This is a genomic window from Streptomyces sp. NBC_01450 (genome assembly GCF_036227505.1).
Classification (GTDB): domain Bacteria; phylum Actinomycetota; class Actinomycetes; order Streptomycetales; family Streptomycetaceae; genus Streptomyces.
In genome coordinates this window covers 7469392-7493212 of record NZ_CP109480.1, presented here as the reverse complement: position 1 = coordinate 7493212, position 23821 = coordinate 7469392, and the positions used below count along the sequence as shown (strand labels likewise).

At 71.1% G+C, this 23821-nt stretch carries 19 protein-coding genes and 2 tRNA genes; 4 read left to right on the top strand and 17 right to left on the bottom strand.

The window, feature by feature from the left end; genetic code table 11:
• Positions 1 to 438: 438 nt before the first annotated feature.
• The 9 genes from holA to leuS form a co-directional block, all read right to left on the bottom strand.
• Positions 439 to 1425, bottom strand: coding sequence for a DNA polymerase III subunit delta (gene holA / locus OG568_RS33315; protein WP_201264271.1), 987 nt, complete (start codon positions 1423 to 1425; stop codon positions 439 to 441).
• A gap of 202 nt (positions 1426 to 1627) precedes the next feature.
• Positions 1628 to 1873, bottom strand: coding sequence for a hypothetical protein (locus tag OG568_RS33310; RefSeq protein WP_266414026.1), 246 nt, complete (start codon positions 1871 to 1873; stop codon positions 1628 to 1630).
• 41 nt (positions 1874 to 1914) lie between these two features.
• Positions 1915 to 2796, bottom strand: a complete 882-nt coding sequence (locus OG568_RS33305; protein WP_266414025.1) for a YceI family protein — start codon at positions 2794 to 2796, stop codon at positions 1915 to 1917.
• Between the two features lie 174 nt (positions 2797 to 2970).
• Positions 2971 to 3798: an arylamine N-acetyltransferase family protein gene (locus OG568_RS33300; protein ID WP_329534213.1), complete on the bottom strand. Its 828-nt coding sequence runs from the start codon at positions 3796 to 3798 to the stop codon at positions 2971 to 2973.
• Between the two features lie 4 nt (positions 3799 to 3802).
• On the bottom strand, positions 3803 to 6316 hold the full coding sequence (locus OG568_RS33295; protein ID WP_329534212.1) for a ComEC/Rec2 family competence protein: 2514 nt from the start codon (positions 6314 to 6316) through the stop codon (positions 3803 to 3805).
• 140 nt (positions 6317 to 6456) lie between these two features.
• Positions 6457 to 7281, bottom strand: coding sequence for a ComEA family DNA-binding protein (locus OG568_RS33290; RefSeq protein ID WP_329536529.1), 825 nt, complete (start codon positions 7279 to 7281; stop codon positions 6457 to 6459).
• A 596-nt stretch (positions 7282 to 7877) separates the two neighbouring features.
• Positions 7878 to 8723 carry a DegV family protein gene (locus tag OG568_RS33285; RefSeq protein WP_266414009.1) on the bottom strand — a complete coding sequence of 282 codons (846 nt, stop codon included), beginning with the start codon at positions 8721 to 8723 and terminating at the stop codon, positions 7878 to 7880.
• Between the two features lie 69 nt (positions 8724 to 8792).
• Positions 8793 to 9515, bottom strand: coding sequence for a hypothetical protein (locus OG568_RS33280; RefSeq protein WP_329534211.1), 723 nt, complete (start codon positions 9513 to 9515; stop codon positions 8793 to 8795).
• A gap of 163 nt (positions 9516 to 9678) precedes the next feature.
• Complete coding sequence (leuS, locus tag OG568_RS33275; RefSeq protein WP_329534210.1) at positions 9679 to 12567, bottom strand: leucine--tRNA ligase; 2889 nt, start codon at positions 12565 to 12567, stop codon at positions 9679 to 9681.
• 417 nt (positions 12568 to 12984) lie between these two features.
• Between leuS and OG568_RS33270 the strand changes: the two genes are divergently transcribed.
• Both OG568_RS33270 and OG568_RS33265 read left to right on the top strand, forming a co-directional pair.
• Entirely contained in the window at positions 12985 to 14301 is a 1317-nt protein-coding gene (locus OG568_RS33270; protein ID WP_329534209.1) for a cytochrome b/b6 domain-containing protein, read from the top strand.
• Complete coding sequence (locus OG568_RS33265; protein ID WP_168491452.1) at positions 14298 to 15917, top strand: NADH-quinone oxidoreductase subunit NuoF family protein; 1620 nt, start codon at positions 14298 to 14300, stop codon at positions 15915 to 15917. Before OG568_RS33270 ends, OG568_RS33265 begins: the two co-directional genes overlap by 4 nt.
• Before the next feature lie 51 nt (positions 15918 to 15968).
• Here OG568_RS33265 and OG568_RS33260 read toward each other — a convergent pair.
• Positions 15969 to 16041, bottom strand: a tRNA-Ala gene (locus tag OG568_RS33260).
• Positions 16042 to 16188: 147 nt separating this feature from the next.
• Here OG568_RS33260 and OG568_RS33255 point away from each other — a divergent pair.
• Positions 16189 to 17373, top strand: coding sequence for a glycosyltransferase 87 family protein (locus tag OG568_RS33255; protein WP_329368457.1), 1185 nt, complete (start codon positions 16189 to 16191; stop codon positions 17371 to 17373).
• Here the strand turns inward: OG568_RS33255 and OG568_RS33250 are convergent.
• From OG568_RS33250 to OG568_RS33240, 3 genes are all read right to left on the bottom strand, one after another.
• Entirely contained in the window at positions 17342 to 17575 is a 234-nt protein-coding gene (locus OG568_RS33250; RefSeq protein ID WP_010986886.1) for a hypothetical protein, read from the bottom strand. The two genes, OG568_RS33255 and OG568_RS33250, sit on opposite strands and share 32 nt — an antisense overlap.
• Positions 17576 to 17578: 3 nt before the next feature.
• Entirely contained in the window at positions 17579 to 17752 is a 174-nt protein-coding gene (locus OG568_RS33245; protein WP_101405208.1) for a hypothetical protein, read from the bottom strand.
• Positions 17753 to 17821: 69 nt separating this feature from the next.
• Positions 17822 to 19186, bottom strand: coding sequence for an MFS transporter (locus OG568_RS33240; RefSeq protein ID WP_329534208.1), 1365 nt, complete (start codon positions 19184 to 19186; stop codon positions 17822 to 17824).
• A 224-nt stretch (positions 19187 to 19410) separates the two neighbouring features.
• Between OG568_RS33240 and OG568_RS33235 the strand changes: the two genes are divergently transcribed.
• Positions 19411 to 20328 carry a helix-turn-helix transcriptional regulator gene (locus OG568_RS33235; RefSeq protein ID WP_329534207.1) on the top strand — a complete coding sequence of 306 codons (918 nt, stop codon included), beginning with the start codon at positions 19411 to 19413 and terminating at the stop codon, positions 20326 to 20328.
• An 80-nt stretch (positions 20329 to 20408) separates the two neighbouring features.
• On the opposite strand, the gene OG568_RS33230 is transcribed toward OG568_RS33235, so the two are convergent.
• From OG568_RS33230 to OG568_RS33215, 4 genes are all read right to left on the bottom strand, one after another.
• Positions 20409 to 20481 (bottom strand) — tRNA-Ala (locus OG568_RS33230).
• A 107-nt stretch (positions 20482 to 20588) separates the two neighbouring features.
• Positions 20589 to 21206, bottom strand: coding sequence for a histidine phosphatase family protein (locus OG568_RS33225; protein ID WP_329536528.1), 618 nt, complete (start codon positions 21204 to 21206; stop codon positions 20589 to 20591).
• A 116-nt stretch (positions 21207 to 21322) separates the two neighbouring features.
• A complete protein-coding gene (gene rsfS, locus OG568_RS33220) occupies positions 21323 to 21766 on the bottom strand; it encodes a ribosome silencing factor (protein ID WP_168491454.1) in 444 nt (147 codons plus the stop codon).
• 173 nt (positions 21767 to 21939) lie between these two features.
• Positions 21940 to 23796 (bottom strand): LCP family protein, encoded by a 1857-nt coding sequence (locus tag OG568_RS33215; RefSeq protein WP_329534206.1) that lies wholly within the window; start codon positions 23794 to 23796, stop codon positions 21940 to 21942.
• Positions 23797 to 23821: the final 25 nt, after the last annotated feature.

Here is a 23821-nt window from a genome sequence, read left to right as displayed (position 1 = left end):
GCTCAACCCCTGACTTGACCGCCGGAAAGGACCCAGCGGGCCCTCTCTTCCGCTCCTGCCCGGCACCCCCGGACCCACGCGCGGCCTGCGTTCGCCACGCGGGCGTGGATCCACCATCGTGAACCAAAGGCCCCGTTCCCCTCCTTCCCCAGGAGGACGAACGGGGCTTTTGGCGTGGGCAAAGCCCCGCCCGAGGGGCGCGGGGAACTGCGCGAGCAAGCCCCCACCGGACAAACGGGAATCGGGGCGAAGCCCCGCCCGAGGGGCGCGGGGAACTGCGCGACCAGCCCCCACCGGCCCGCGGCCGAAGAACGCACCCCGGGGGCCTGGGGGCGAAGCCCCCAGGTCGGGGATGGGACGGGTAGGGGCGGCGGGGGCGAGAGAACCCGGGCTCAGCCCACCCAGACTCAGCCCACCCAGACCCAGCCCAGCCGGGCGCTAGCCCCGACGAGACCGAGCCGCCCGAGCGATCGCCACGACCGCCTTCTCCAGCGCGTACTCAGGGTCATCTCCCCCGCCCTTGACCCCCGCATCGGCATCGGCGACCGCCCGCAGGGCGACCGCGACCCCGTCCGGCGTCCACCCCCGCATCTGCTGCCGCACCCGATCGATCTTCCACGGCGGCATCCCCAGCTCACGGGCAAGATCGGCCGGCCGACCGCCCCGCGCGGAGGACAGCTTCCCGATCGCCCGCACCCCCTGAGCCAACGCACTGGTGATCAGGACGGGCGCGACGCCGGTCGACAGAGACCACCGCAACGCCTCCAACGCCTCCGCGGCCCGCCCCTCCACGGCCCGGTCGGCCACGGTGAAGCTCGACGCCTCGGCCCGCCCGGTGTAGTACCGCCCGACGATGGCCTCGTCGATCGTCCCCTCGACATCCGCGGTCAGCTGCGACACCGCGGACGCCAGCTCCCGCAGATCACTCCCGATCGAGTCGACCAGCGCCTGGCACGCCTCGGGCGTGGCCGATCTCCCGAGCGCCCGGAACTCCCCGCGCACGAACGCCAGCCGGTCCGCCGGCTTCGTCATCTTGGGGCACGCCACCTCCCGCGCCCCCACCTTGCGCGCCGCGTCGAGCAGCCCCTTGCCCTTGGCCCCACCGGCGTGCAGCAGCACCAGGGTGATCTCCTCGGCCGGCGCGTCCAGGTACGCCTTCACGTCCTTGACGGTGTCGGCCGACAGATCCTGCGCATTGCGTACGACCACGACCTTGCGCTCGGAGAAGAGCGAGGGACTCGTGAGCTCGGCCAGCGTGCCGGGCTGCAACTGGTCCGGAGCGAGGTCTCGTACGTCCGTGTCGGCGTCGGCGGCCCTGGCGGCAGCCACCACCTCCTGCACGGCACGGTCGAGCAGGAGGTCCTCCTGGCCCACGGCAAGCGTGACGGGGGCGAGAGGGTCGTCTTGAGCGGTCTTCTTGGCCATCACCGAAAGCATCCCACGCGCCACTGACATTGATACGCGTAGGCGGTTTTGGCGATCGTGACACCGCCGCCGACCGACAACGCGTCCCGCACGGGGACCCGCGCGACCAGCCCCACCCCACCCCCCGGACCCCCGAGCCGCCGAACCACCCGCGGCTCCCCGCCTCGGCAAGCCACCCGCACTCCCCGCCCCCGGCGGAGCGCTACGGCTCCTCGCGCCAGCCGTCCCACTCCCGCGCGAACTCGTCCAGCTCCTTCGGATCGAGCCGCTCCCCGGGATCCGTCAGGACCACCAGCCACTGCGCGTCCTCGGCATCGTCCTCACCGGCCAGCGCGTCCCTGACGAGCTGCGGCTCCTCGTCGAGCCCGAACCGGTCCCCGATCGCCTCCACCGCCTCTTCCGCGGCATCACGGTCGGGCAGTACCAGCACATGTCTCACATCGCTCACGAGGACATTTTCCGCCACGCCGGACAGCGCCGACGCCGGGGTCAGCTCTTCTGGACGATCTGCACGTCCAGCTCGATCCTGATGCTCGGCCCGACCACCGCGATGCCGCGCGCGAGCATCGTCTGCCAGCTCACCGTGAAGTCGTCCCGGTGCAGCTCGGTCGTGGCCCGGCAGGCCGCCCGCACCTCGCTCTCCATCCCGTGGCCGAGCCCGAGGTACTGCGTGTCGAGCGTCACCGTACGCGTCACCCCATGCAGCGACAGCGCCCCCGTCACCGCCCAGCGGTTGCCGCCCCGGTGCACGAACCGCTCGCTGTAGAACTCCAACGTCGGAAAGCGCGCCACGTCCAGGAAGTCCGCGGACCGCAGATGGTCGTCGCGCATCTTGACGTTGGTGTCGATGGACGCGGCGTCGATCACCACATGCATCGCCGACCGCTCCACGCCCTCGTCGATCCGTATCGCCCCCGCGAACGTGTTGAACCGCCCGTGGATCCTGGCCAGTCCGATGTGCCGCGCGGTGAAGCCGATCGACGAGTGCATCGGCTCGATCTCCCAGTCGCCCGGCTGCGGCAACACCGGTGGCTGGGCCACCTGCAACGTCACATCACCGAGCGAGGCCAGCGCGTTCTCCTCGACCACCGCGTTCGCACGGTAGGGCGTGTACCCCTCCGCCGACACCGCGAGCCGGTACTCACCCGCCGGCACCGTCGCCACGAAGGACCCGAACGGGTCCGTGCCCCCGCCCATCACCTTGCGCCCCATGGCGTCACTGACCGCGAACTCCGCGTGCGGCACCGGCTCGTTGACCGGGTCGAGCACCCGGCAGCTCAGCACCCCGGCACTGGGCGGCGTCTGCACCGCGGCGAGAGGACCCGTCCGCTGCGTCCGATCCGTTCGGTTTCCCCACCAGCGGCCGATCATCCACGACACCCCGCACGACTTGAAAGCACCTGTTGTCGAAGATGCATTCGACCACTGGTGCGGCTTTCGGGGCAACTCGGGACCACATCACGGGAATCCAGCACATGTGCTGGGACTACGCACGAGTAACCCTATTTGACCCCTCCGGCCGACCGCTCTCCCAAAGAGCCGGAATCAGTCCTTCCGCACCTCCGGCACCCGGCCCAACTCAACCCCGAAGCGCTCCCGGTAGAGCGCCAGCACCTCCTCGTCCGTGGCCAGTTCGGACACCTCCTTCGTCCCGTCCGGCGCCGTCGCCGTCAGGTTCCGACCGCTGAGCGTGATCCGCCCTCCGTCGTCCGTCACCCGCGAACAGACCAGCGACCGCGTGAAATGCGACTTCGGCGAGGTGCTGTGCCACCAGGCCCCGGTGACGAAGTCCCCCAGCACCCGCGGCCGCACCTCCAGGCGGTACTGCGGACCACCGTCCCTGATGACGTCCAGATCCTCGGCCTCCCGCCGCCCGCCGACGCCCCGCACCCCCGCCGCGTCCGGCCCGGCCTCGACCACCCTGAACGTGCCGCCCGGATCCGCCTGTTCGGCCCGCACCCCGAAGGCCAGCGGATAGTGGCTGTGCGCCCCGAACCCGACGTCCGCCAGCCAGTCGCCCCCGTCCACCGTCCGCACCCGCAGCGCGAGATGGTCGTACGGCACCCCGAGCCGCCCCTCCTCCCCATACGTCCGTCCCGCGAGCAACGTGACGTCGAAGCCCAGCGCCCCGAGCAACGCCCCGAACGCGCCGTTCAGTTCGTAGCAGAAGCCACCCCTGCGCGCGCCCACCACCTTGTCCAGCAGGCGCTTCTCCTCCAGCACGATCTCCTCACCCAGATGGATCGACAGGTTCTCGAACGGCACCGCCTTCAGATGACGCAGGTGCAACTCGCGCAGCACACCCGAGGTGGGCCACGCGGGGTGATGGGCCCCGATCCGACGGAGGTAGGCATCGGCCTGTGCGGAATTCATGACCTCAGTCTCTCGCCACACTCAGCCCGCCGCCCGCGCCGACGACGGCCAGCGCCCCGTCCCTGTCCGTCCGCAGCACCACGGCACCCCCGGCACGCAGCGCCGCGACCGTGCCGGGCGCGGGATGCCCGTACGGGTTGTCCTGGCCGCACGAGATCAGGGCGAGCCGCGGGGCCACCCTCCGTATGAGCTCCGGATCCTGATAGGCCGAGCCGTGATGGGCGACCTTGAGCACGTCCACGGCCGCCAGCTCCCCGGCCGCGGGCGATCTCAGCAGCGCCTGCTGCGCCGGTGGTTCGAGGTCGCCGAGCAACAGCAGCCGCAGCCCCGCCGACCGTACGAGGAGGGCGACGCTGGCGTCGTTCGGCCCGTCCGGAGTGGGTGCCGGGCTCGGTGGCGGCCACAGCACCTGCCAGTCGAGACCTCCGACGCGCTGCCGTTCACCCGCCACGGCCGACGTCACCGAGATATGCCGTTCGGCCGCCTCCCTCCGTACGAACTCGGCCTGGTCCGGCGGCTCCGCGAACCCCGTCGTCTCGATCGCCCCCACCGCACGCCCGCGCAGCACCCCCGGCAGCCCCGCCACATGGTCGGCATGAAAGTGCGTCAGTACGACGAGCGGGATCCGGGTGATGCCGAGCGTGGTCAGACAGCGGTCGACCAGCGCCGGATCGGGTCCCGCGTCCACCACCACCGCGGTCCCCTCACCCGCCGCGAGCACCGTCGCATCACCCTGTCCCACGTCGCACATCGCGAACCGCCAGCCGGGCGGCGGCCATCCCGTGATCACCCTGGTGAGTGGGGCCGGCTGAACCACGGCCAGCAAGAACACCACGACACAGGCCCCGCTCAACCAAGGGTGCCTCAGGAGCCGTCGGCCGACGAGCACGACGACCGCCGTGACCAGGGCGAGCAGCAGCGCCCCCGGCCAGCTCGCAGGCCAGTCCACTCCCCCACCGGGCAGCGCGGCGCCGGTCCGGGCGATGTCGGCGATCCAGCCAGCCGGCCAACTCGCGCACCACGCCAGCCCCTTGGCCACGGGCGGCGCCAGCGTCGCCGTCGCCAGCGTCGCGAACCCCAGTACCGTGGCCGGCGCGACGGCGAACTCCGCGAGGAGATTGCACGGCACCGCCACCAGACTCACCCGGGCCGACAGAACCGCGACGACCGGCGCGCACAGGGCCTGTGCGGCACCTGCGGCGGCGAGAGCCTCGGCCAGGCGCGGCGGCATCCGACGTCTCTGGAGCGCCGCGCTCCACCGCGGGGCGAGCGTGAGCAGGGCGCCGGTCGCCAGCACGGACAGCAGGAAGCCGTAACTCCGGGACAGCCAGGGGTCGTACAGCACCAGCAGCAGTACGGCCGTGGCCAGGGCGGGGACCAGCGATCTGCGGCGGCCGGTCGCGAGGGCGAGCAGCGCGATCGATCCGCAGGCCGCGGCCCGCAGCACGCTCGGGTCCGGTCGGCACACGATCACGAAGCCGAGCGTGACCGCGCCACCGAGCAGGGCGGTGGCCCGCAGCGGGATGCCGAGCCTCGGTGCGAGGCCACGCCGCTCGGCGCGCTGGGCGAGACCCGGCGGTCCGACGAACAGGGCGAGCAGGATCGTGAAGTTGCCTCCGCTGACAGCCAGCAGATGCGTGAGATCCGTCGCCTTGAACGCGTCGTCCAGCTCGGGTGTGACCCGTGAGGTGTCCCCCACGACCAGCCCCGGCAGCAGCGCCCGCGCGTCGGCCTCCAGCCCGTCGGTCGCCTGCCGCAGACCCTCGCGCAACCGGCCGGCGAACCGCTGCGGCCCGGACGGGGGGCCCACCACCTCCGGCGGCGCGCTCCCCCGCACTCTCAGCACGGCCGCGATCCGGTCCCCGTCCGACAGCGCGGGAGCCAGCCTCGCGGGCACCCGCAACCGTGTGGACGGCAGCAGCGACAGCCAGGGCGAGCGCCCGCCTGGCAGCCGGGGCGAGCCCCTCGGCGAACGCGCGTCGACGATCACCAGCACCGGCGTACGCGTCGTCACCACGGCCCCGTCTCCGCCCGCCCGGGTCACACGCCGGACCTCCGCGTCGAGCAGTACGGCCGTGGGCGCCGCGTGATCCCCCTTGATCCGGGGCCGGGTCAGCCGTGGGTCGGAGGTGACCTCCACTTCGGCGGTCACCTGGGCGTACTGCCGCGCCAGGGCGGGGATCGGGCCGCGGCGCACATCCGCCCCGTGCAGCCCCGCGGAGGCGGCGGCCGCCGCGACACAGAGCAGCGAGGCGACGACGGAGACCCGCGGCCACGCGCCGGACCGTAGTGCGCCGTACGCCGTCGCCCCGCGCACCCTGATCCGACCCACCACCAACAACGCACCGGCCACGACCAGGCAGCCCACCACCACGGCTGTGACCGGTCCGGGCGGGGCGCCCACTGTCACCGCCGCCGTCACCCAGACCGCGAGCGCGGGTGGCACGAGCCGCAGATCCGTCGGCCCTTCCTCCCGGGGGTGCGCGCTGCCGAGCCGCTTTCCCGAGGCGGCGTACACGGCTCGGCGGCTCCGGGAGTGCCGGGTGCTCCGCGTGGCATCCGTCGGCCCGGAGACCGCGGCCGCGTGGGGCGGTGAGGTCGAAGAGAGCGATGAGGGTGAAGGGGTCACGGAAGTCGGCGAGGACCTGGTGGGCCCGCTCATGGCCGTACGAGTTTCTGCAGATCGGAGAACCGGCGATCGCCGATTCCGTTGACCTCACGGAGCTCGTCGACCGAGCGGAAGCCGCCGTGCTGGGTTCGGTAGTCGATGATGTGCCGTGCCAGGACGGGACCGACGCCCGGCAGGGTGTCGAGCTGGTCCACGGTGGCCGTGTTGAGGGAGACCGGAGCCGAAGGAGCCGCTCCTGAAGCGGATCCGCCGGTCCCGGTGGCGCTGGAGCCGCCACCCGTGACCGGTCCGGCCACGGAGGCGGGGGCACCCACCACGATCTGTTCGCCGTCCACCAGGAGGCGGGCCCGGTTGAGCCCCTCGGTGTTCACCCCCGGCCGCACCCCGCCCACGGCCCGCAGCGCGTCCTCGACCCGAGAGCCGGCCGGTAGTCGTTGCAGCCCAGGACTGCGCACCTTGCCGCTGACGTCCACCACGATCGCGGTCCCGGTCGAGTCGGTCGAGCCGGCCGGGCTCGGTGGCGCCCCGGCCGATCCTCCCGGCTCCGTGGACTTCCGCTCCACCGCGCCGCTCTGTCCGCCGTACGGCGCCACTGCCCGCACCACCTCGGGAGCCCGCACCGACTGCGTCCTACCGCCCCAGAACTGCTGCACGGCGAAAACGACGGCGACAACGAGCAGCACACCGAGTGCGGTCACACTCCTGCGCTCCAGACCGCACCTCGACTGAAGCCACAGCGGCATCCGTTCCCGCACGGCAAGCCCGGCCCGCTCCCGCCATGCCGCCGATACCCCGGGCGCGGAAGCGCCGCGCTCCGCACGGTGACTCGCACTCGCACTTGGACTCGCGCTCAGGCTCGGGCTCGGACTCGGTTCGGCACGGTCCAGGACGCTGGTGTGCGAAGAGCCGCCGCTTCCCCGAACCTCGGCGAACCCGGCCCCTGCCGCGGTGCTCCCCCTTGGGCCTCCCACATCCCGGTCCACGCCCGGCGGCCCGTTCCCCAACTCCCCTCGTGTGCCGGGCCTTTCTGAGAAGAGCGCCTGCGCGCGCAGCCGGAGCGCCTCGGCCGAGGCATCGCGGTGTCGGACACGGGCGCCAGCGCCGGTGCCTGTACGTGTACCTGTACCTGCGCCTGCGCCTGCGCCTGCGCCTGTACCTGCGCGGCTTGGCGAGTGGTGGCGGCGGTGGCGGGTGCGGCCGTCGGAGACGGGGCCGCGGCCCGGACCGCTGGTCGGTGTGGCGGTGCGTGAGCGTGATCGAAGTGCCATGCGTCGAGGATCGGGCAACTCCCCACCCTCGCGATGATCTTGCTCAAATCTAGGGGAAAACTATCCAGTTGTGGATATCTCCGTCACCCACACGAGTCACCCCAGGCACAGCAGACGCAGCAGACGCAGTGGTCCCGGCAGACGCGGCCGCCCGCGCTCCGCCACCACCGAATTCCTCCGCCTCACCGAGGCGAGACGACCGCCCCCAGCAGTCCGGGGCCCGTGTGCGCCCCGATCACCGCGCCGACCTCACTCACATGCAGATCGACCACGCCCGGCACCCGCGCCCGCAAACGGTCCGCGAGGGCGGACGCCCGCTCGGGGGCGGCGAGGTGGTGGACGGCGATGTCGACCTGGGCGCTGCCCGCGCGTTCGGCCACGATCTCCTCGAGCCGGGCGATCGCCTTGGACGCCGTCCGTACCTTCTCCAGGAGTTCGATCCGCCCTCCGTCGAGCTGCAGCAGCGGCTTCACCGCGAGCGCGGAGCCCAACAGCGCCTGCGCGGCGCCGATCCGGCCACCGCGGCGCAGATAGTCGAGGGTGTCGACGTAGAAGTACGTGGAGGTGCCGGCGGCCCGCTTCTCCGCGGCCGTGACCGCCTCGTCGACGGTGCCCCCCGCCTCCGCGGACTCGGCCGCGGCCAGCGCGCAGAACCCGAGGGCCATCGCGACCATCCCGGTGTCCACCACCCGCACGGGGACCGGGGCCTCACGGGACGCGAGGACGGCGGCGTCGTACGTGCCGGAGATCTCGGCGGACAGATGGAGCGAGACGATGTCGGTCGCGCCGGACTCGGCGACCCTGCGGTAGACCGAGGCGAAGACCTCGGGGCTGGGCCGGGATGTGGTGACGGGGCGCCGCTTCTGGAGTGCCTGCGCCAGGGAGCGGGCCGAGATCTCGGTGCCCTCTTCGAGCGCCTGGTCGCCGAGAACCACAGTCAGGGGCACCGCGGTGATGCCGTGGCGCTCCATCGTCCGGGGCGGCAAGTAGGCCGTTGAATCGGTGACGATCGCGACATGGCGGGACATGAGCTGGAGGTTACCTGCCGGGGGGCGCGGACGGCAGCCCGCCCCCTTTCACCTGCGGTCTAGGTCAGGTCAAGTCGTGCTCTCGGGACGGGGTTTCTTCTGCCAAGGGTAGGCGGGCCGCTGTCCCGGTGGGGCGATGGCGGAGCGCGGCGGCTCGTTTGCCGGGCGGGACCGCGGGGGCTCCGGCCAGGTCTGGCCGCCGGACGTGGCCGTGTCCGGGGCCGGAGCCTCGGGCCAGGAGGCCGTGGGCCTCGGCTCGGTCGTCCAGTGCCGCAGGGCGCCCGCCTCGACGTCGATCTGGTCACTCAGCGAGTCCAGGTCGTCGGCGGCGAACCGGCGGGCCCGGTCGCGTGCGGCCCAGCGCAGTGAGTCGGCGGACTGCGTGATCCGCTCGGTGCGCTCGCGCAGCTCGGGCAGCCGGGTGGAGAGCGTCCTCTTGTCCGGTTCGCTCTCCAGGCGCCTCAGCTCGTCGTCCAGCTCGCGCCCGTGCACACTGAGCCGCTCGAACAGTCCCAGGGATTCCTTCAGGGACTCGTCCTCGCTCACGCCCGAGTGCAGCGCGTCCTGCGTGGCCCGCATCGAGGTGCGCAGCGTCAGCCTCAGCTGGGCGATCTCGCCCGCCGGGCCCGGCTGGGCGAGGGTCCTGGCGCGCAGGGTGGTGTCCTCGACCGTGCGGCGGGCCTGGGAGATCGTGCGGTCCACACCGCGCTTGGCGGCGCCGATCACCTTCACCGTGGCGTATGCGCCCAGCACCACGAACAGCAGGAAGAGCAGGGCGATTACTGTGATCACGGCTTCCACCACGCTCCTCCTCCGGACGGTCGCGGCAACCGCCGCGTCGCTCTTCAACGGTAAACGCAACGGGCAGGTCCGGAGTTCCGGAAGAACCCCGAACCTGCCCGTAGGGGACTACCCCTAGCCAAGCCACCCATCCGTGCCGGACCGGGACAAGCGGCTACGCCGTGACGATGTTCACCAGCTTCGGCGCCCGCACGATCACCTTGCGGATGCCCGCGCCGTCCAGCGCGGCGACGACCTTCTCGTCGGCCAGCGCGATCTTCTCCAGCTCCGCGTCCGAGATCGACGGGGAGACCTCCAGGCGCGCCTTGACCTTGCCCTTGATCTGCACGACGCAGGTCACGGCCTCGTCCACGACGTACGCCGGGTCGGCCACCGGGAAGTCCTGGTGGACGACCGAGTCGGTGTGGCCCAGCTTGCGCCACAGCTCCTCGGCGATGTGCGGGGCCAGCGGCGCGACCAGCAGCACCAGGGCCTCGGCGACCGTACGCGACACGGGGCCGCCGGCCTTGGTCAGGTGGTTGTTCAGCTCGGTGACCTTGGCGATGGCGGTGTTGAAGCGCAGGCCCTCCAGGTCCTGGCGCACGCCGTCGATCGCCTTGTGCAGCGCCCTCAGGGTGTCCTCGTCGGCCGGGGTGTCGACGACCGTGACCTCGCCCGTGGTCTCGTCGACGACGTTGCGCCACAGCCGCTGCAGCAGGCGGTACTGGCCCACCACCGCGCGCGTGTCCCACGGCCGCGACACGTCCAGGGGGCCCATCGCCATCTCGTACAGACGCAGGGTGTCCGCGCCGTACTCGGCGCAGATCTCGTCCGGAGTGACCGCGTTCTTCAGGGACTTGCCCATCTTGCCCAGCAGCCGGGAGACCTTCTCGCCCTGGTAGTAGTACGCGCCGTCGCGCTCCTCCACCTCGGCGGCGGCCACCGCGATGCCACGACTGTCGCGGTACACGAAGGCCTGGATCATGCCCTGGTTGAACAGCTTGTGGAACGGCTCCGCCGAGGAGACATACCCCAGGTCGTACAGCACCTTCGACCAGAAGCGCGCGTACAGCAGGTGCAGCACGGCGTGCTCGGCGCCGCCGACGTACAGGTCGACGCCACCGTGCGGCTGGCCCTCGCGCGGGCCCATCCAGTACTGCTCGATGGCCGGATCGACCAGCTTCTGGTCGTTGTGCGGGTCCAGGTAGCGCAGCTCGTACCAGCAGGAACCGGCCCAGTTGGGCATGGTGTTGGTCTCGCGGCGGTACTTCCGCGGGCCGCGGCCGTCACCCAGGTCCAGGGTGACGTTCACCCAGTCCTCGTTGCGGGACAGGGGCGTCTCCGGGGACGTGTTCGCGTCGTCCGGGTCGAAGGTGCGCGGCGAGTAGTCCTCGACCTCCGGCAGCTCCAGGGGCAGCATCGACTCGGGCAGCGAGTGTGCGACGCCGTCCTCGTCGTAGACGATCGGGAAGGGCTCGCCCCAGTAGCGCTGGCGGCTGAACAGCCAGTCGCGCAGACGGAAGTTGACGGTGCCCTCGCCGATGCCCTTGCGCGCCAGCCACTCGGTGATGCGCGCCTTGGCGTCGACGACGCCCAGGCCGTCCAGGGAGACCTCGTCACCGGCGGAGTTCACGATCTTCGCGTCGTACGAGGCGAAGGCGTCGTCCCAGGTCGAGGCGTCCGTACCGCGGTCGTCGGAGGGCTCGACGACGCAGCGCATCGGCAGCTCGAAGGCGCGCGCGAACGCGAAGTCGCGGGTGTCGTGCGCGGGGACGGCCATGATCGCGCCGGTGCCGTAGCCCATCAGCACGTAGTCGGCGATGAAGACGGGGATCCGCTCGCCGCTGACCGGGTTGGTCGCGTACGCGCCGGTGAAGACGCCGGTCTTGTCCTTGGCCTCGGCCTGGCGCTCGACGTCGGACTTCGAGGCGGCCTGGGCGCGGTACGCGGCGACGGCCTCGGCCGGCGTCGCGTGACCGCCGGTCCACACCTCGTGGGTGCCCTCGGGCCAAGTTTCGGGGACGAACTTGTCGACCAGCGGATGCTCGGGCGCCAGCACCATGTAGGTGGCGCCGAACAGCGTGTCCTGGCGGGTGGTGAAGATCGTGATGGCTTCGCCGTCGATCGGGAAGTCGACACGGGCGCCCTCGGAGCGGCCGATCCAGTTGCGCTGCTGCAGCTTGATGGCCTCGGGCCAGTCCAGCGCCTCCAGGTCGTCCAGCAGCCGGTCGGCGTACGCGGTGATGCGCATGTTCCACTGGCGCAGCTTGGCCTTGAAGACGGGGAAGTTCCCGCGCTCGGAGCGGCCGTCGGCGGTGACCTCCTCGTTGGCCAGCACCGTGCCCAGCCCGGGGCACCAGTTGACGGGCGCGTCGGAGGCGTACGCCAGCCGGTACTCGCTCAGGACGTCGGCGCGTTCGGTGGCGGTCAGCTCGTTCCACGCGCGCGTGGCGCCGTCAACGCTCGGCACGGCGCGCTCGCCGCTCTCGAACTGGGCGATCAGCGCGGAGATCGGGCGGGCCTTGTCCGCCTCGTCGTCGTACCAGGAGTTGAAGATCTGCAGGAAGATCCACTGGGTCCACTTGTAGTACTCCGGGTCGATCGTGGCGAACGACCGGCGCTTGTCGTGACCCAGGCCCAGCGCGCGCAGCTGAGCCTTCATGTTCTCGATGTTGGCCTCGGTGGACACGCGCGGGTGGGTGCCCGTCTGCACGGCGTACTGCTCGGCGGGCAGACCGAAGGCGTCGAAGCCCAGGGTGTGCAGGACGTTGTGGCCCGTCATGCGCTGGAACCGGGCGAACACATCGGTGGCGATGTAGCCCAGGGGGTGGCCGACGTGCAGACCCGCGCCCGAGGGGTACGGGAACATGTCCATGACGAACTTCTTGGGCTTGGCGGCCAGCTCCGGGTCGCCCGCCAGGTCACCGCTGGGGTTCGGCGCCTCGTACGTGCCCTCGGCGTCCCAGAAGTCCTGCCAGCGTGCCTCGATCTCAGCGGCCATCGCGGCCGTGTAGCGGTGCGGCGCTGCCACCTCGGAGGCGGCAGCGGGGTTCGTCTCGCTCATGATCCTCAAAGCTCCATCGATCGTCTCTGCCAGCGGCTTAGAAATGAAAAATCCCCTCGCACAGGAGGGGACGCCGCGCCGATTCCGACCACGAGTCGTCAGTGGCCGGGACTGATCAGCGCGGCTCGCTAAGCAGAAGGCGTACGGCACGCATGGCGTCAGGGTACCGCAGCCCCCGCGCGCGCCGCGACGAGCTTCCGGCGGCGCTCGACACGCCGTGCCCCTCGTCACAATCACGCCAAAAAAACTGAACAATATTCAAATATTACTTCGCGTAACGGCCGCTAAGGGGACAACACAAAGACCTGGAAGCTCTTTGGTAACAACGCAATAACTCAAACCTCGTACCCATCGGTATGGCTCGACTTAGAGTTCGGCTTCGGGACCGCTTCCCCGAACCGTTGGGAGTAACCCCCTATGAACCCTCGTCGCAGTGGCAGCACGCTTCCCCGACCGGGCCGCTCGGCCTACGGGGTGGCGACGGCTGCCGTCCTGCTACTCATACCCGTGGTCGTGCTGGCCGGAGGCAACCAACTCCAGGACTTCCTCAACTTCGGTGCGGGCGTCCTGTCGCTCGTCTCCCTGACGTGTTCGGTCATCTGGGGCCTCATCGCCCAGGACCGGCTCATCCTCAACACGCGTCAGCGGATCGTGGCACAGGGCATCCACCGCGTGACGGCCGTCGGCTCGATCGCGTTCCTCTTGGTGCACATCACCATCAAACTGGCGCTGGACCACACCGTCCTGATCGCCGCGCTGATCCCCTTCAGCCTGGGCGTCAAGGGCAGCGCCGGACTCATCGGCCTCGGCTCCCTGGCCGGGCTGCTCATGATCTTCGTGGGCATCACCGGCGCACTGCGCAATCAGTTCGCCGCCCCGGCACCGGTCGCGGCGCGCTGGCGTGCGATGCACATGCTGGCCTACCCGGCCCTGTGCGCGGCGCTGATCCATGGTCTCTACGCGGGACGGGCGGCGAAGCCGTTCTTCATGGTGTCGTACGAGCTGTGCCTGGTCGGGGTCGGCGCGGCCCTCGCCCTGCGTGCGGCCCCCCACTCCTTCAAGCGCAAGGTCGCCGACCGGATCCTGGCGATCCTCGGCGAGGGCGGCGGTGCCGGTGGCCGCTCCGCCCGTGAGGACCTGACGGCCTCCCGTGCCGCCCTGGCGGAGAACTCCCTTCAGGGCTTCGCCCCGCGCCCCGCACAGCAGTCCTCGGGCGACCCCTTCGTACCCCCGCAGCGCACACAGTCCCCCGAGCAGTCGCTCTACCAGACCCCGGCCGACCCCGCCGCCGCGGACACGACGTCCGGCTTCGCGGCCGCCTACCGGGCCGTCTCGGGCACGCCCGGCGCGACCCCCCCCGGCGCCTCCCCGACCGAGCGCATCCAGATGCCCATGAACATGCAGCCGACGGAGACGTTCCCCCGCGCCGACAGCGGTGGCAGCACGTCGGGCAGCTGGCCCGTCCCCTCGCCGCCGCCGGTCGGCGAGGCGCCCCGCTCCGCGTACGACCCGCTCGCCGACACGGGATACAACATCCCCGTCTACGACAATTCGGCGACTGCCGCGTACGGCACGAGTGATGTGTACAACAACGGTGAGTCGAACCCCGCCTTCGGTACGTACAACACCAACGACACGTACGGCAGCGGTCCCACGCCTGACGTACTGCCGGGCGCCTTCGACGCTCCTGGCTCCGGTGAACCATGGAACGCCCCTTCCGGAGGCTTTAAGTGAACGAGGCCCTGCCCGACGTCCCGGAGGTCCGCGTCGTCGGACTTCCGCAGCTCACGTCGGGCTTCGACCTGGTTGAACGGCTCGATCTGCCCATGCACCTCAAGGTGCACGGGCCGCTCGAGCCGATGGGCGGTGAACAGCTCGCGGGCCTCGCCGAGGCCATCGGCCTGAAGGGCCGCGGCGGCGCGGGCTTCCCCTTCGCCAAGAAACTGCGCTCGGTCGCCGAGTCGGCCATCAGCAAGGGCATCCGACCCGTCGTGGTCGTCAATGGAAGCGAGGACGAACCCGCCTGCCGCAAGGACACGGTGCTCATCAACCGTGCCCCGCACCTCATCCTGGACGGCGCCCTGCTCGCCGCGGAGGCCATGGGCGCCCGCACCCTGGTCATCGGGGTGACCCGCGAGTCGACCCAGCGGTCCATGGAGGCCGCGCTGGCCGAGCGCGGCCTCAGCGACCGGCGCGGATCGCCGCTGCGCGCGCGCGTGCAGCGCAATCCGGTGCGCATGGTGACCGGAGCGGCCGCTTCGCTCATCCGTTCCATCGACGGCGGCCCGGCCGTCCCGCCGGGCCGCAAGATCAGCGCGTCGCAGAGCGGCGTCGGCGGCGCGCCCACCCTGCTGTCGAACGCCGAGACGTACGCGCAGCTGGCCATCGCCGCCCGTATCGGCCCCGACCGCTACCGCAACACCGGTCTGTACGACGAGCCCGGCACCGTCATGCTCACCATCTCCGGCGCGGTCGCCCGCCCCATGGTGATCGAGGTACCCACCGGCGTGCCGCTGCGCTATGTGCTCCAGCTGGCCGGCGCCCCGCCGATGCCCCAGGGTGTACTGACCGGCGGCTACCACGGCAAGTGGCTGGACGCCGCGACGGTCAACGAGGCGATCGTCTCGCGCAACTCCCTGGACGCGGTGGGCGGCGCGCTCGGCGCCGGCGCGATCCTCCCGATCACCCAGGAGACGTGCCCGCTGGGCGAGTCGCTCCGGGTGGCCCAGTGGCTGGCCGAGGAGAGCGCGGGACAGTGCGGTCCCTGCTACCTCGGCCTGCCCGCCGCGGCGCGCGGCCTGGAGGACATCCTCAACGGCGGCGGACCGGCCGCCCTGGAGGCCGTGAAGCAGGTCGCCAAGGCCGTGAAGCGACGCGGCGCCTGCTCGCACCCGGACGGCTCGGCGATGTTCATCGAGTCGACCATCAAAGCGTTCACGGACGACCTGGCCGCCCATGTCCTCGGCAATGGCTGCGGAAGGCCCGTGGAGGGCGTTCTGCCGCTCTTCGAGGGCGGTCAGCTCCCCACCGGCATCCCGGGCGGCCAGGCGGTCGAGGAGGCGGGCCCCAGCCGCCAGAAGATCTACGTCGACTGGACCCTGTGCCGCGGACACGGCCTGTGCGCGGACATCCTCCCCGAGGTCTTCGAACTGGGCGCCGACGGCTTCCCCACCGTCGCGCAGGCCCAGGTGCCCCGGTACGCGGAGGCGAAGGCGCTGCGGGCCGTACGGCGCTGCCCGGCGCTCGCGCTGCGCATCGAGGAGGACACCCGGTCCTCCGCCCCGGCACGCAACAACCTGCCGGTCCTCTCGCAGCGCCGTGGCCGTCGGGCCCTCGGCAGCGGCCGCTGAACAACGACGAAGGCGGGTCGCCCTGATCGGGTGACCCGCCTTCAATCTTTGTGGAGCTAAGGAGAATTGAACTCCTGACCTCCTGCATGCCATGCAGGCGCTCTACCAACTGAGCTATAGCCCCTCGCGGCCATGCGGCGAAACCGCATATCCACCGTGTCGCCCGGTTTCCCCGGCGGCGACGCCAACATTACACGGTCCTCCCCGTGCACCACCAAATCGATTAGGCGCCGTGCGGACAATACGGACATGAGGGATAGTGTCGGCCTTCGTGACCGTGATCGCGCTCCCCCGTGTCCGCCGCCGTGCGCCCGTCGCCCTGGGGGCGTGCCTGTTGTCCTTCGCCGTCTTCTGGTGGGCGCAGCGGGCCGCGCACGTGTCGATGATCGATCTGATGGTGTACCGGGCGGAGGGCGAGACCGTCCGCGCGGGCGGTGACCTCTACGCGCTGCGTACGACCGAGGCCCATCTGCCGACCACCTACCCGCCGTTCGCCGCGTTGCTGTTCACACCGCTGACGCTGCTGGACACGTCGACCATGCGGACCGTGGCGACGGCAGGGAACCTGGCCCTTCTTGTGGTGTTCGTGGCCTTCTCGCTGCGGCTCGTCGACCACGCGCGCGTAGAGGGCGTCTGGTGGGCGTCCGCGGTGGCCGTCTGGTGCGAGCCGGTGTGGACGACCGTGCGGTACGGGCAGATCAATCTGCTGCTCGGTGTGCTGGTGCTGTGGGACCTGACACGGCGGCCCTGGCACCGCTGGGCCGGGGTGGGCATCGGACTCGCGGCGGCGATCAAGCTGACTCCGGCACTCTTCGCGGTGTTCCTGCTGGTCACCGGCGTCGTGGCCCGCGCGCGCCAGGGCCCCGGAGGTCCCTGGCTGCGGCACGCGCGCGGGGCGGCGGTCGCGTTCGCCGGGGCGACACTGCTGGCGGCCTCCGTGCTGCCGTACGACTCATGGCACTTCTGGGGGCGCATGGTCTTCGAGACGGGCCGGGTCGGGCTCGTCGAGGACACCGCGAACCAGTCGCTGCGCGGGGTGCTGGCCCGGCTGCTGCACACCGCGCGACCGGGCCTCTGGTGGATCGCCTCGGCGGCCGTGGCCGGCTCCCTGGGCCTCGCGTTCGCCGTGGCGGCGGAGCTGCGCGGACGGCGCGCCTGGGCGGTGGCCGCCTGCGCGGTCACGGCGCTGTTGATCAGCCCGGTGTCCTGGTCGCACCACTGGGTGTGGTGCGTGCCGATGGTGCTGATCCTCGGCACGCGCGGCCGGGCGGCCGCCGTCGGTACGGCGCTGGTCTTCTGCTCGTACGCGCTGTGGTGGGTGCCACACGGCCCGGGACGGCTCGAACTGCACCAGACGGGCGCCCAGTTGACGTTGTCGGCTCTCTACGAAGGAGCCGGTCTCGTCTTCCTGACCCTGATCGGGGTCAGGCTGTGGCGAACGAATAGAACCGTTTGAGCGTGCAGTGCTCGTCGAGGAGCCGGCCGTAGATCGGCTCGCCCTCCAGCTCGCGGTACGTCTCGATCGGGTCGCCTTTTATGATCAGCGCCCGAGCGCACTCCTCGCACCAGTACTGGTAGTCGTGGTTGACCGGCTCCATGTCGCGGACGATCGGCGTACCACTGCCGCACCAATCGCACTTCCGCCTGTGTGCACCCATCGATCAGCTCCAGCTGTGGCCGCAGGCCGTGCACACGTAGGAGATCCCGCCGTTGTCGCCGAGGACCTGGGCGACGTGGACCGATCCGCAGGAAGGGCAGTCGAGGAGAGTGGCTCTTCTACGTGTCTGTGCCACATCGAGGAGATCGTCGACCTCCTCGAGGATGCTCGCAGGCATCGCTTCTCCCTCCCGTCGGGCCGCGCCCCCTTCCGGCCGTTTGATTCTGCCACGGCCGGAGCAATACGGTCAGCGACGCCTTCGTACCAGTCCGGACACGGCACCCGACGTGGCCGTCGCGGCCAGCGCATACGTGCACACGAGGAGCGCGTCCGCAGAGGTATACGCCCTGGGAGCCCCAAGTGACTCAAGCCGGTTCAAGAAGAGTGTGCCGAAGGCCGCGACACCGATCAGCTGACCGAGCTGGGTGACCGTCGCGAGCAGTCCGCTGGCGTCCGCCGCGTCCTCGGGCCGCACCGTGGCCAGAGCCCTGGTCAGCGTGGGGCTGAAGCCCAGCGCGAGACCGGTCCCCACCCCCGCGAACGCCACATACAGCCAGGGACCGCCGTCGCCCCCGCCCTTCAGCACGGCTCCGACGCCGGCCACGGAAGCAGCCGCGATCGCGAAGCCGACCGGGATCAGGACACGCAGCAGGGCGGCCGGCCAGTTGCGCCAGGTCAGACCGACCAGGCCGAAGACCACCGCGGTCGGCGCGAAGGTGAGACCGGCGCGCAGCGCGCTGTACCCGAGGCCGCCCTGAACGTGCAGAGTGAGCACGAACAGGAAGCCCGCGTTGACCGCCATCACCGCGAGCAGGCGGAAGACCGCGAGGCTCATGCCGGGGTGGCGCAGCACCCGGGGCGCGATCAGTGGCGCCCCTCCGCGCCGGGAGAGCCGGGACTCGTACAGACAGAAAAGGGTGAAGGAGACCGCGGCCGCGCCGAGCGACAGCCAGGACCACAGCGGCCAGCCCTCCTGCTGGCCGAGCACGAGCGGCACGGTGAACAGTGACACGGCGGCGGCGAGCAGGACGAGGCCCGGCAGGTCGAGGCCGCGTGAGCGCTCGACGGCTCCCGCCTCGTCCCGGGGCAGGACGCGGCGGCCGACGGCCACGAGCACGAGGCCCACGGGCACGTTGACCAGGAAGACCGGCCGCCAGCCGGTGCCGAACAGGTCGGCGCTGACCAGTACACCGCCCAGCACCTGTCCGGCCGCGGCGCCGGTCGCGAGGACGGCGGAGTACGCGCCGAGGGCACGGGCCCGGGCCTCGCCGGTGAAGTGGCGCTGGATCAGGCTGAGCACCTGCGGGATCATCACGGCCGCACCCGCGCCCTGCACCAGCCGGAAGGCGATCAACTCCCCGGTTCCCCGCGCCAGTCCACAGGCCAGCGAGGCGGCCGTGAACAGCCCGAGCCCGGCGAGGTGGACGCGGCGGTGGCCGAGCAGGTCGCCGAGGCGCGCGCCGGTGATCAGCAGTACGGCGTACGCGATGGAGTATCCGGCGACCACCAACTGCAGTCCCGCGCCGGACGCGTGGAGTTCGGAACCGATCGTGGGCACGGCGACGTTCACGATGAAGACGTCGAGCAGTGCCATGAACTGGGCTGTGAGCACGACCGCGAGCAGTCGGCCGGGGCGATTGTCAGTGCCGGGGGCTTTACTGGTCGCAGGACGTGAATCCGCTGCGGGACCTGTGCCCCCGGGGGTCGTCGTCGTCATGGCTCCGAGCCTGGCGGCGGCCGGATACGGGTGACGAGAGCCCGCCGATGCTGGTACTGACAGCACCTGGCAGCGGACGGGTTCGGCACGGACGATGAAAGACGGGGGAAGTGAAGCCGATGAACACGACACAGCGTCGCAGGCCGGAGCTGGCCACCTTCTTGCGCGGCCGGCGGGCGCGGGTGACACCCGCCGACGTGGGAATGCCTCCGGGCTTCCGGCGCCGTACACCAGGGCTGCGCCGCGAGGAGGTCGCACAGCTTTCCGGAGTCGGTGTGACCTGGTACACATGGCTGGAGCAGGGCCGCCCCATCAACGCCTCTCCTCAGGTCCTGGACGCGGTGGCGCGCACCCTGCGCCTGGACCAGACCGAGCGGGAGCATCTGTATCACTTGGCCGAAGTGCCCTACGCGGCAGAGCCGGAGCTCCCCGCGCACACCGTGGGCGCCGAGATCCAGGGCATCATCGACGCCCTCGATCCGCGCCCCGCGGCGGTCTACAACTCGCGGTACGACATCCTCGCCGCCAACCCCCCTTACCGTGACCTGTTCTTCGTGCCGCAGACGCTCGACATCGGCGTTCCCAACGTGCTGTGGACCTTGTTCACCGTGCCCGAGCCCGGCTGCCCCGTGGTGTTCCGGGACAGCGAACTGCCGTTGATGGTGGCGACGCTGCGCTCCGCGTACGGCAGACATGTCGGCGAGCCCGCCTGGGAGGACTACATACGCAGGCTGTCGGCCGCCAGCCCGCGCTTCGCCGAGCTGTGGGCGGGCGGGGACGTCCTCCCGCCGGGACCGCGTGTGAAGACGTTCCGCCATGAGGCGGTGGGCGAGCTGCGGATGACCTCGGTGTCGCTGTCCATCGACGGGATGCCGGAGTGCCGGATCGTCGCCTACACCCCGGACGACGAGAAGGCGCGCAAGGCGCTGGCGATTCTGCGGGAGCGGCGGGAGAGGTTGTGGCCACCGTCACTCGCGGCGGCCACGGAGTCCCTGGGACCGATGTCGTCCATGTCACCGGCATCTTGGGGTACATGAAGAAATCCCGCTCCTCGAAAGGAACGGGATTCTCATCACTGATCTGTACTGATCTTTGACAACTCAAGAGAGTTGATCTGTGGAGCTAAGGAGAATTGAACTCCTGACCTCCTGCATGCCATGCAGGCGCTCTACCAACTGAGCTATAGCCCCTTGCGTTCTTCCCGCCCGGCGGGGCGAACAAGAAGAACTTTAGCCTGCGACCTGCCAGAAAGTGAAATCCGGTCCCGCCCGGCCCCCGGGACCGGACAGAGGGCCGCTCAGTCGTCGTCGCCGAGCACCGGCTCCGGCAGTGTGCCGGCGTTGTGCTCGAGCAGTCGCCAGCCCCTCGCGCCCTCTCCGAGGACGGACCAGCAGCAGTTGGAGAGGCCACCGAGACTCTCCCAGTGCCGGGGCTCCAGGCCGAGCAGGCGCCCGATGGTGGTGCGGATCGTGCCGCCGTGGCTGACCACCACGAGGGTGCCGTCCTCGGGGAGCTTGTCGGCGTGGCTCAGCACCACGGGGGCCGCGCGGTCGGCGACCTCGGTCTCCAGTTCGCCACCGCCGCGGCGCACCGGCTCACCGCGCTTCCAGGCGGCGTACTCGTCGCCGTACCGGGCGATGATCTCCTCGTGCGTCAGCCCCTGCCAGACGCCCGCGTAGGTCTCGCGCAGGCCCTCGTCGTGGACGACGTCGATGTCGGTGAGAGCGGACAGCTCGGCGGCCGTGTTCGCGGCGCGCTGAAGGTCCGAGGCGACGATCGCGTCGGGCTTCAGCGAGGCGAGCAGCCGGGCGGCGCGGCGGGCCTGCCCGATGCCCGTCTCGGTGAGCTCGACGTCCGTGGTGCCCTGGAAGCGGCGGTCCACGTTCCAGGAGGTCTGGCCGTGCCGCCACAGGATGACGCGGCGGCCCCGGCCGGGCTTCTCCCCGGCCTCGACACCGGCGACGGTCGGCTGCCGCCCCGCCTGGGCGCCGCCCGTGGCCGGTGCCCTCCCCGGCTCGGCACCCGCCGCGGTCACCGCAGCTCCCCGAGTTCGGCGGAGTCCTCCTCGGCCTGCAGCTTGGCGTGCTCGGCGGCCTTGCCGCGGGTGGCCTTGGCGTCGGCGGGCAGGTCCAGCTCCGGGCAGTCCTTCCACAGCCGCTCCAGGGCGTAGAAGACGCGCTCCTCGCTGTGCTGCACGTGCACCACGATGTCGACGTAGTCGAGCAGCACCCAGCGGGCCTCGCGGTCGCCCTCGCGGCGCACCGGCTTGGCGCCGAGCTCCTTGTTCAGCCGCTCCTCGATCTCGTCGACGATCGACTTGACCTGGCGGTCGTTGGGTGCGGACGCCAGCAGGAAGGCGTCGGTGATCGAGAGAACGTCGCTGACGTCGTAGGCGATGATGTCGTGCGCGAGCTTGTCTGCGGCCGCCTGTGCGGCGGTGGTGATGAGCTCGATGGAGCGGTCCGTGGCGGTCACTACGCGGCTTTCCGTCGGCGGTCAGTAATGACTCAAGGGTCTCACGGACCGCCGACGGCACCCCACGCGTTTCCGGGGCCACGTCCCGGGAGCCCCGGAACGTGGCGCCTACCGCTTCGGAGTGTTCACGTGTGACCACTCCTCGCGATCGCCCGGTGGAGTGGCCACCGTGATCACCCGGTGGAGGTGGTCACCTTGAAGTCCTGGCCGAGGACCACCGAGACGTCGGCGTTGGACGAGCCGCTGCCCTTCTTCACGGTGCTGGTGGGCAGGCCGAGGGTCTTCGCGACCTCGATGGCGTCGTTCTTCTTGGCGGCGTCGGTGTACGTGATCTGGGACACGCTCTGGGCGGTGGCGGCGGTGCCGGAGTCCAGGAAGGTGTAGCCGCCGTTGACCAGCACGACGCGGGCCTTCTCGGTGGCGTCCTTGTTCCCGGTGGCGTTCTTGATGCCGACGCGGACGGCGGCGTCGGCGTCGGGGCTCTTGGCGGTGCCTCCGAGCACGTTCTTGACCACGCTGTTGGTGGCGCTCTCGCTCAGGGTGCCGTCCTGCTGCACGGGCAGCAGTGCCGTCTTGTAGTCGCCGCCCTTGGCGAGGTCGGCGAGCTTGGCGAGGAAGGCGCCGAGGTCCTGGTCGGTCAGGGAGGGGTCGAGGATCTGCGCCAGGGTCTGCACGGTGGTGGTCGCGGCCTGCTTGTCCGAGGACAACTTGCGCAGCACGCTCTGCATGACCTGCCCGAACCGCTCCAACTGCGCGTTCTGGGCTTCGCCGGAGGCTCGGTAGGTGGCGTAGGCGACGGCCATCTTGCCGCTGAGGGTCTGGTTCTCGCCCTTCTTCACGAGGGGCGCCTCGCCCTTCTTCTTCGCATCGGGGTCCGGCACATCGGCGTTGGTGGTGAGGTCGATGTTGCCGACGAGGTCGACAAGGTTGTTGAGATAGGGGGTGTCGAGGCGCCAGGTGCCCTGGATGTCGGTCCCGAGGACCGTGTCGATCGCGTCCCGGGTCCCGGAGGAGCCGTCGTCGCCGACGGACTTGGCGAGCGTGGTCGTCGAGCCGCTGTCGTCCGTCAGGGCAAGGGAGTTGGGCAGCAGGACGGTGGTGCCCTGCTTGGTGGTGGTGTTGTCGACGAGCAGCGCCGTGGAGGTGCCGCCGCCCTTCGTGTTGTGCAGGTGGACGACGATCACATCGCGGTTCTGGGCGCCCGTGGCCGTTGTCGCGGCGGACTTGCCGCCGGAGGAGGTACCGGGCAGCTTCCCCGCGTACCAGAGGTAGCCGACGCCGCCGACCACGACCAGGGCGAGCACCACGGCCAGGGCGACGATCCTGCTGCGGGCGCGGCGCTTGGCCTCCTCACGGCGCTCGGTGCGGTTCTCGGTGAAGTTCAGCCAGTCGATGACGTCTTCGGACTCGGCTTCCTGCTCCTCGACGAAGGCGAACTGCTCGGTGCGGTAGTCCCGGTCGGCCCGGGGCTCGTTCTCCTCCGCGGGGCGCGCCTGCTGCGGGATGTAGGCGGTCTGCTCGGCGACCCGCGGCTGCTGCCCGGTGCTCGTGCCCGCGGCGCCGGCCCCGGTCCGGGACTGGCCGGCCTGTCCGCCCCGCCCCTGCTGCCTGCCCCGCCCCGTCTGGCCGCCTTGCTCCGTCTGCCCGGTCTGCTCGGCCTGCCCCACCTGCCCGGTGTGCGCCGACTGCGCCGTCTGCCCGTAGGGGTCGTACGACGTCGTCCCGGCGGCACCGGACGCGCCGGCTCCGTACGGGTCGTAGGGGTCGTAGGCGGGGACCGCGGTCTGCTGACCGGTGTCGTACGAGGACACGGGCTGCTGCTGACCGGTGTCGTAGCTCCCCGTGCCGGTCGCGTAGGGGTCGTAGCCGTAGCCCTGGTGCTGCTGGGGCTGCTGCGGCTGCGCATAGGGGTCATAGCCCTGCTGCGGCGGCTGGGGCGGCACCTGCCGGTACACAGGCTGCCCGAACTCGTCGTAGCCGACGAGCTCGTACTGGTCGCCGCCCGCGTATCCGTCGTATCGGTCGTTCACCGGTGCCCCTCTCGGCTTACTCGCC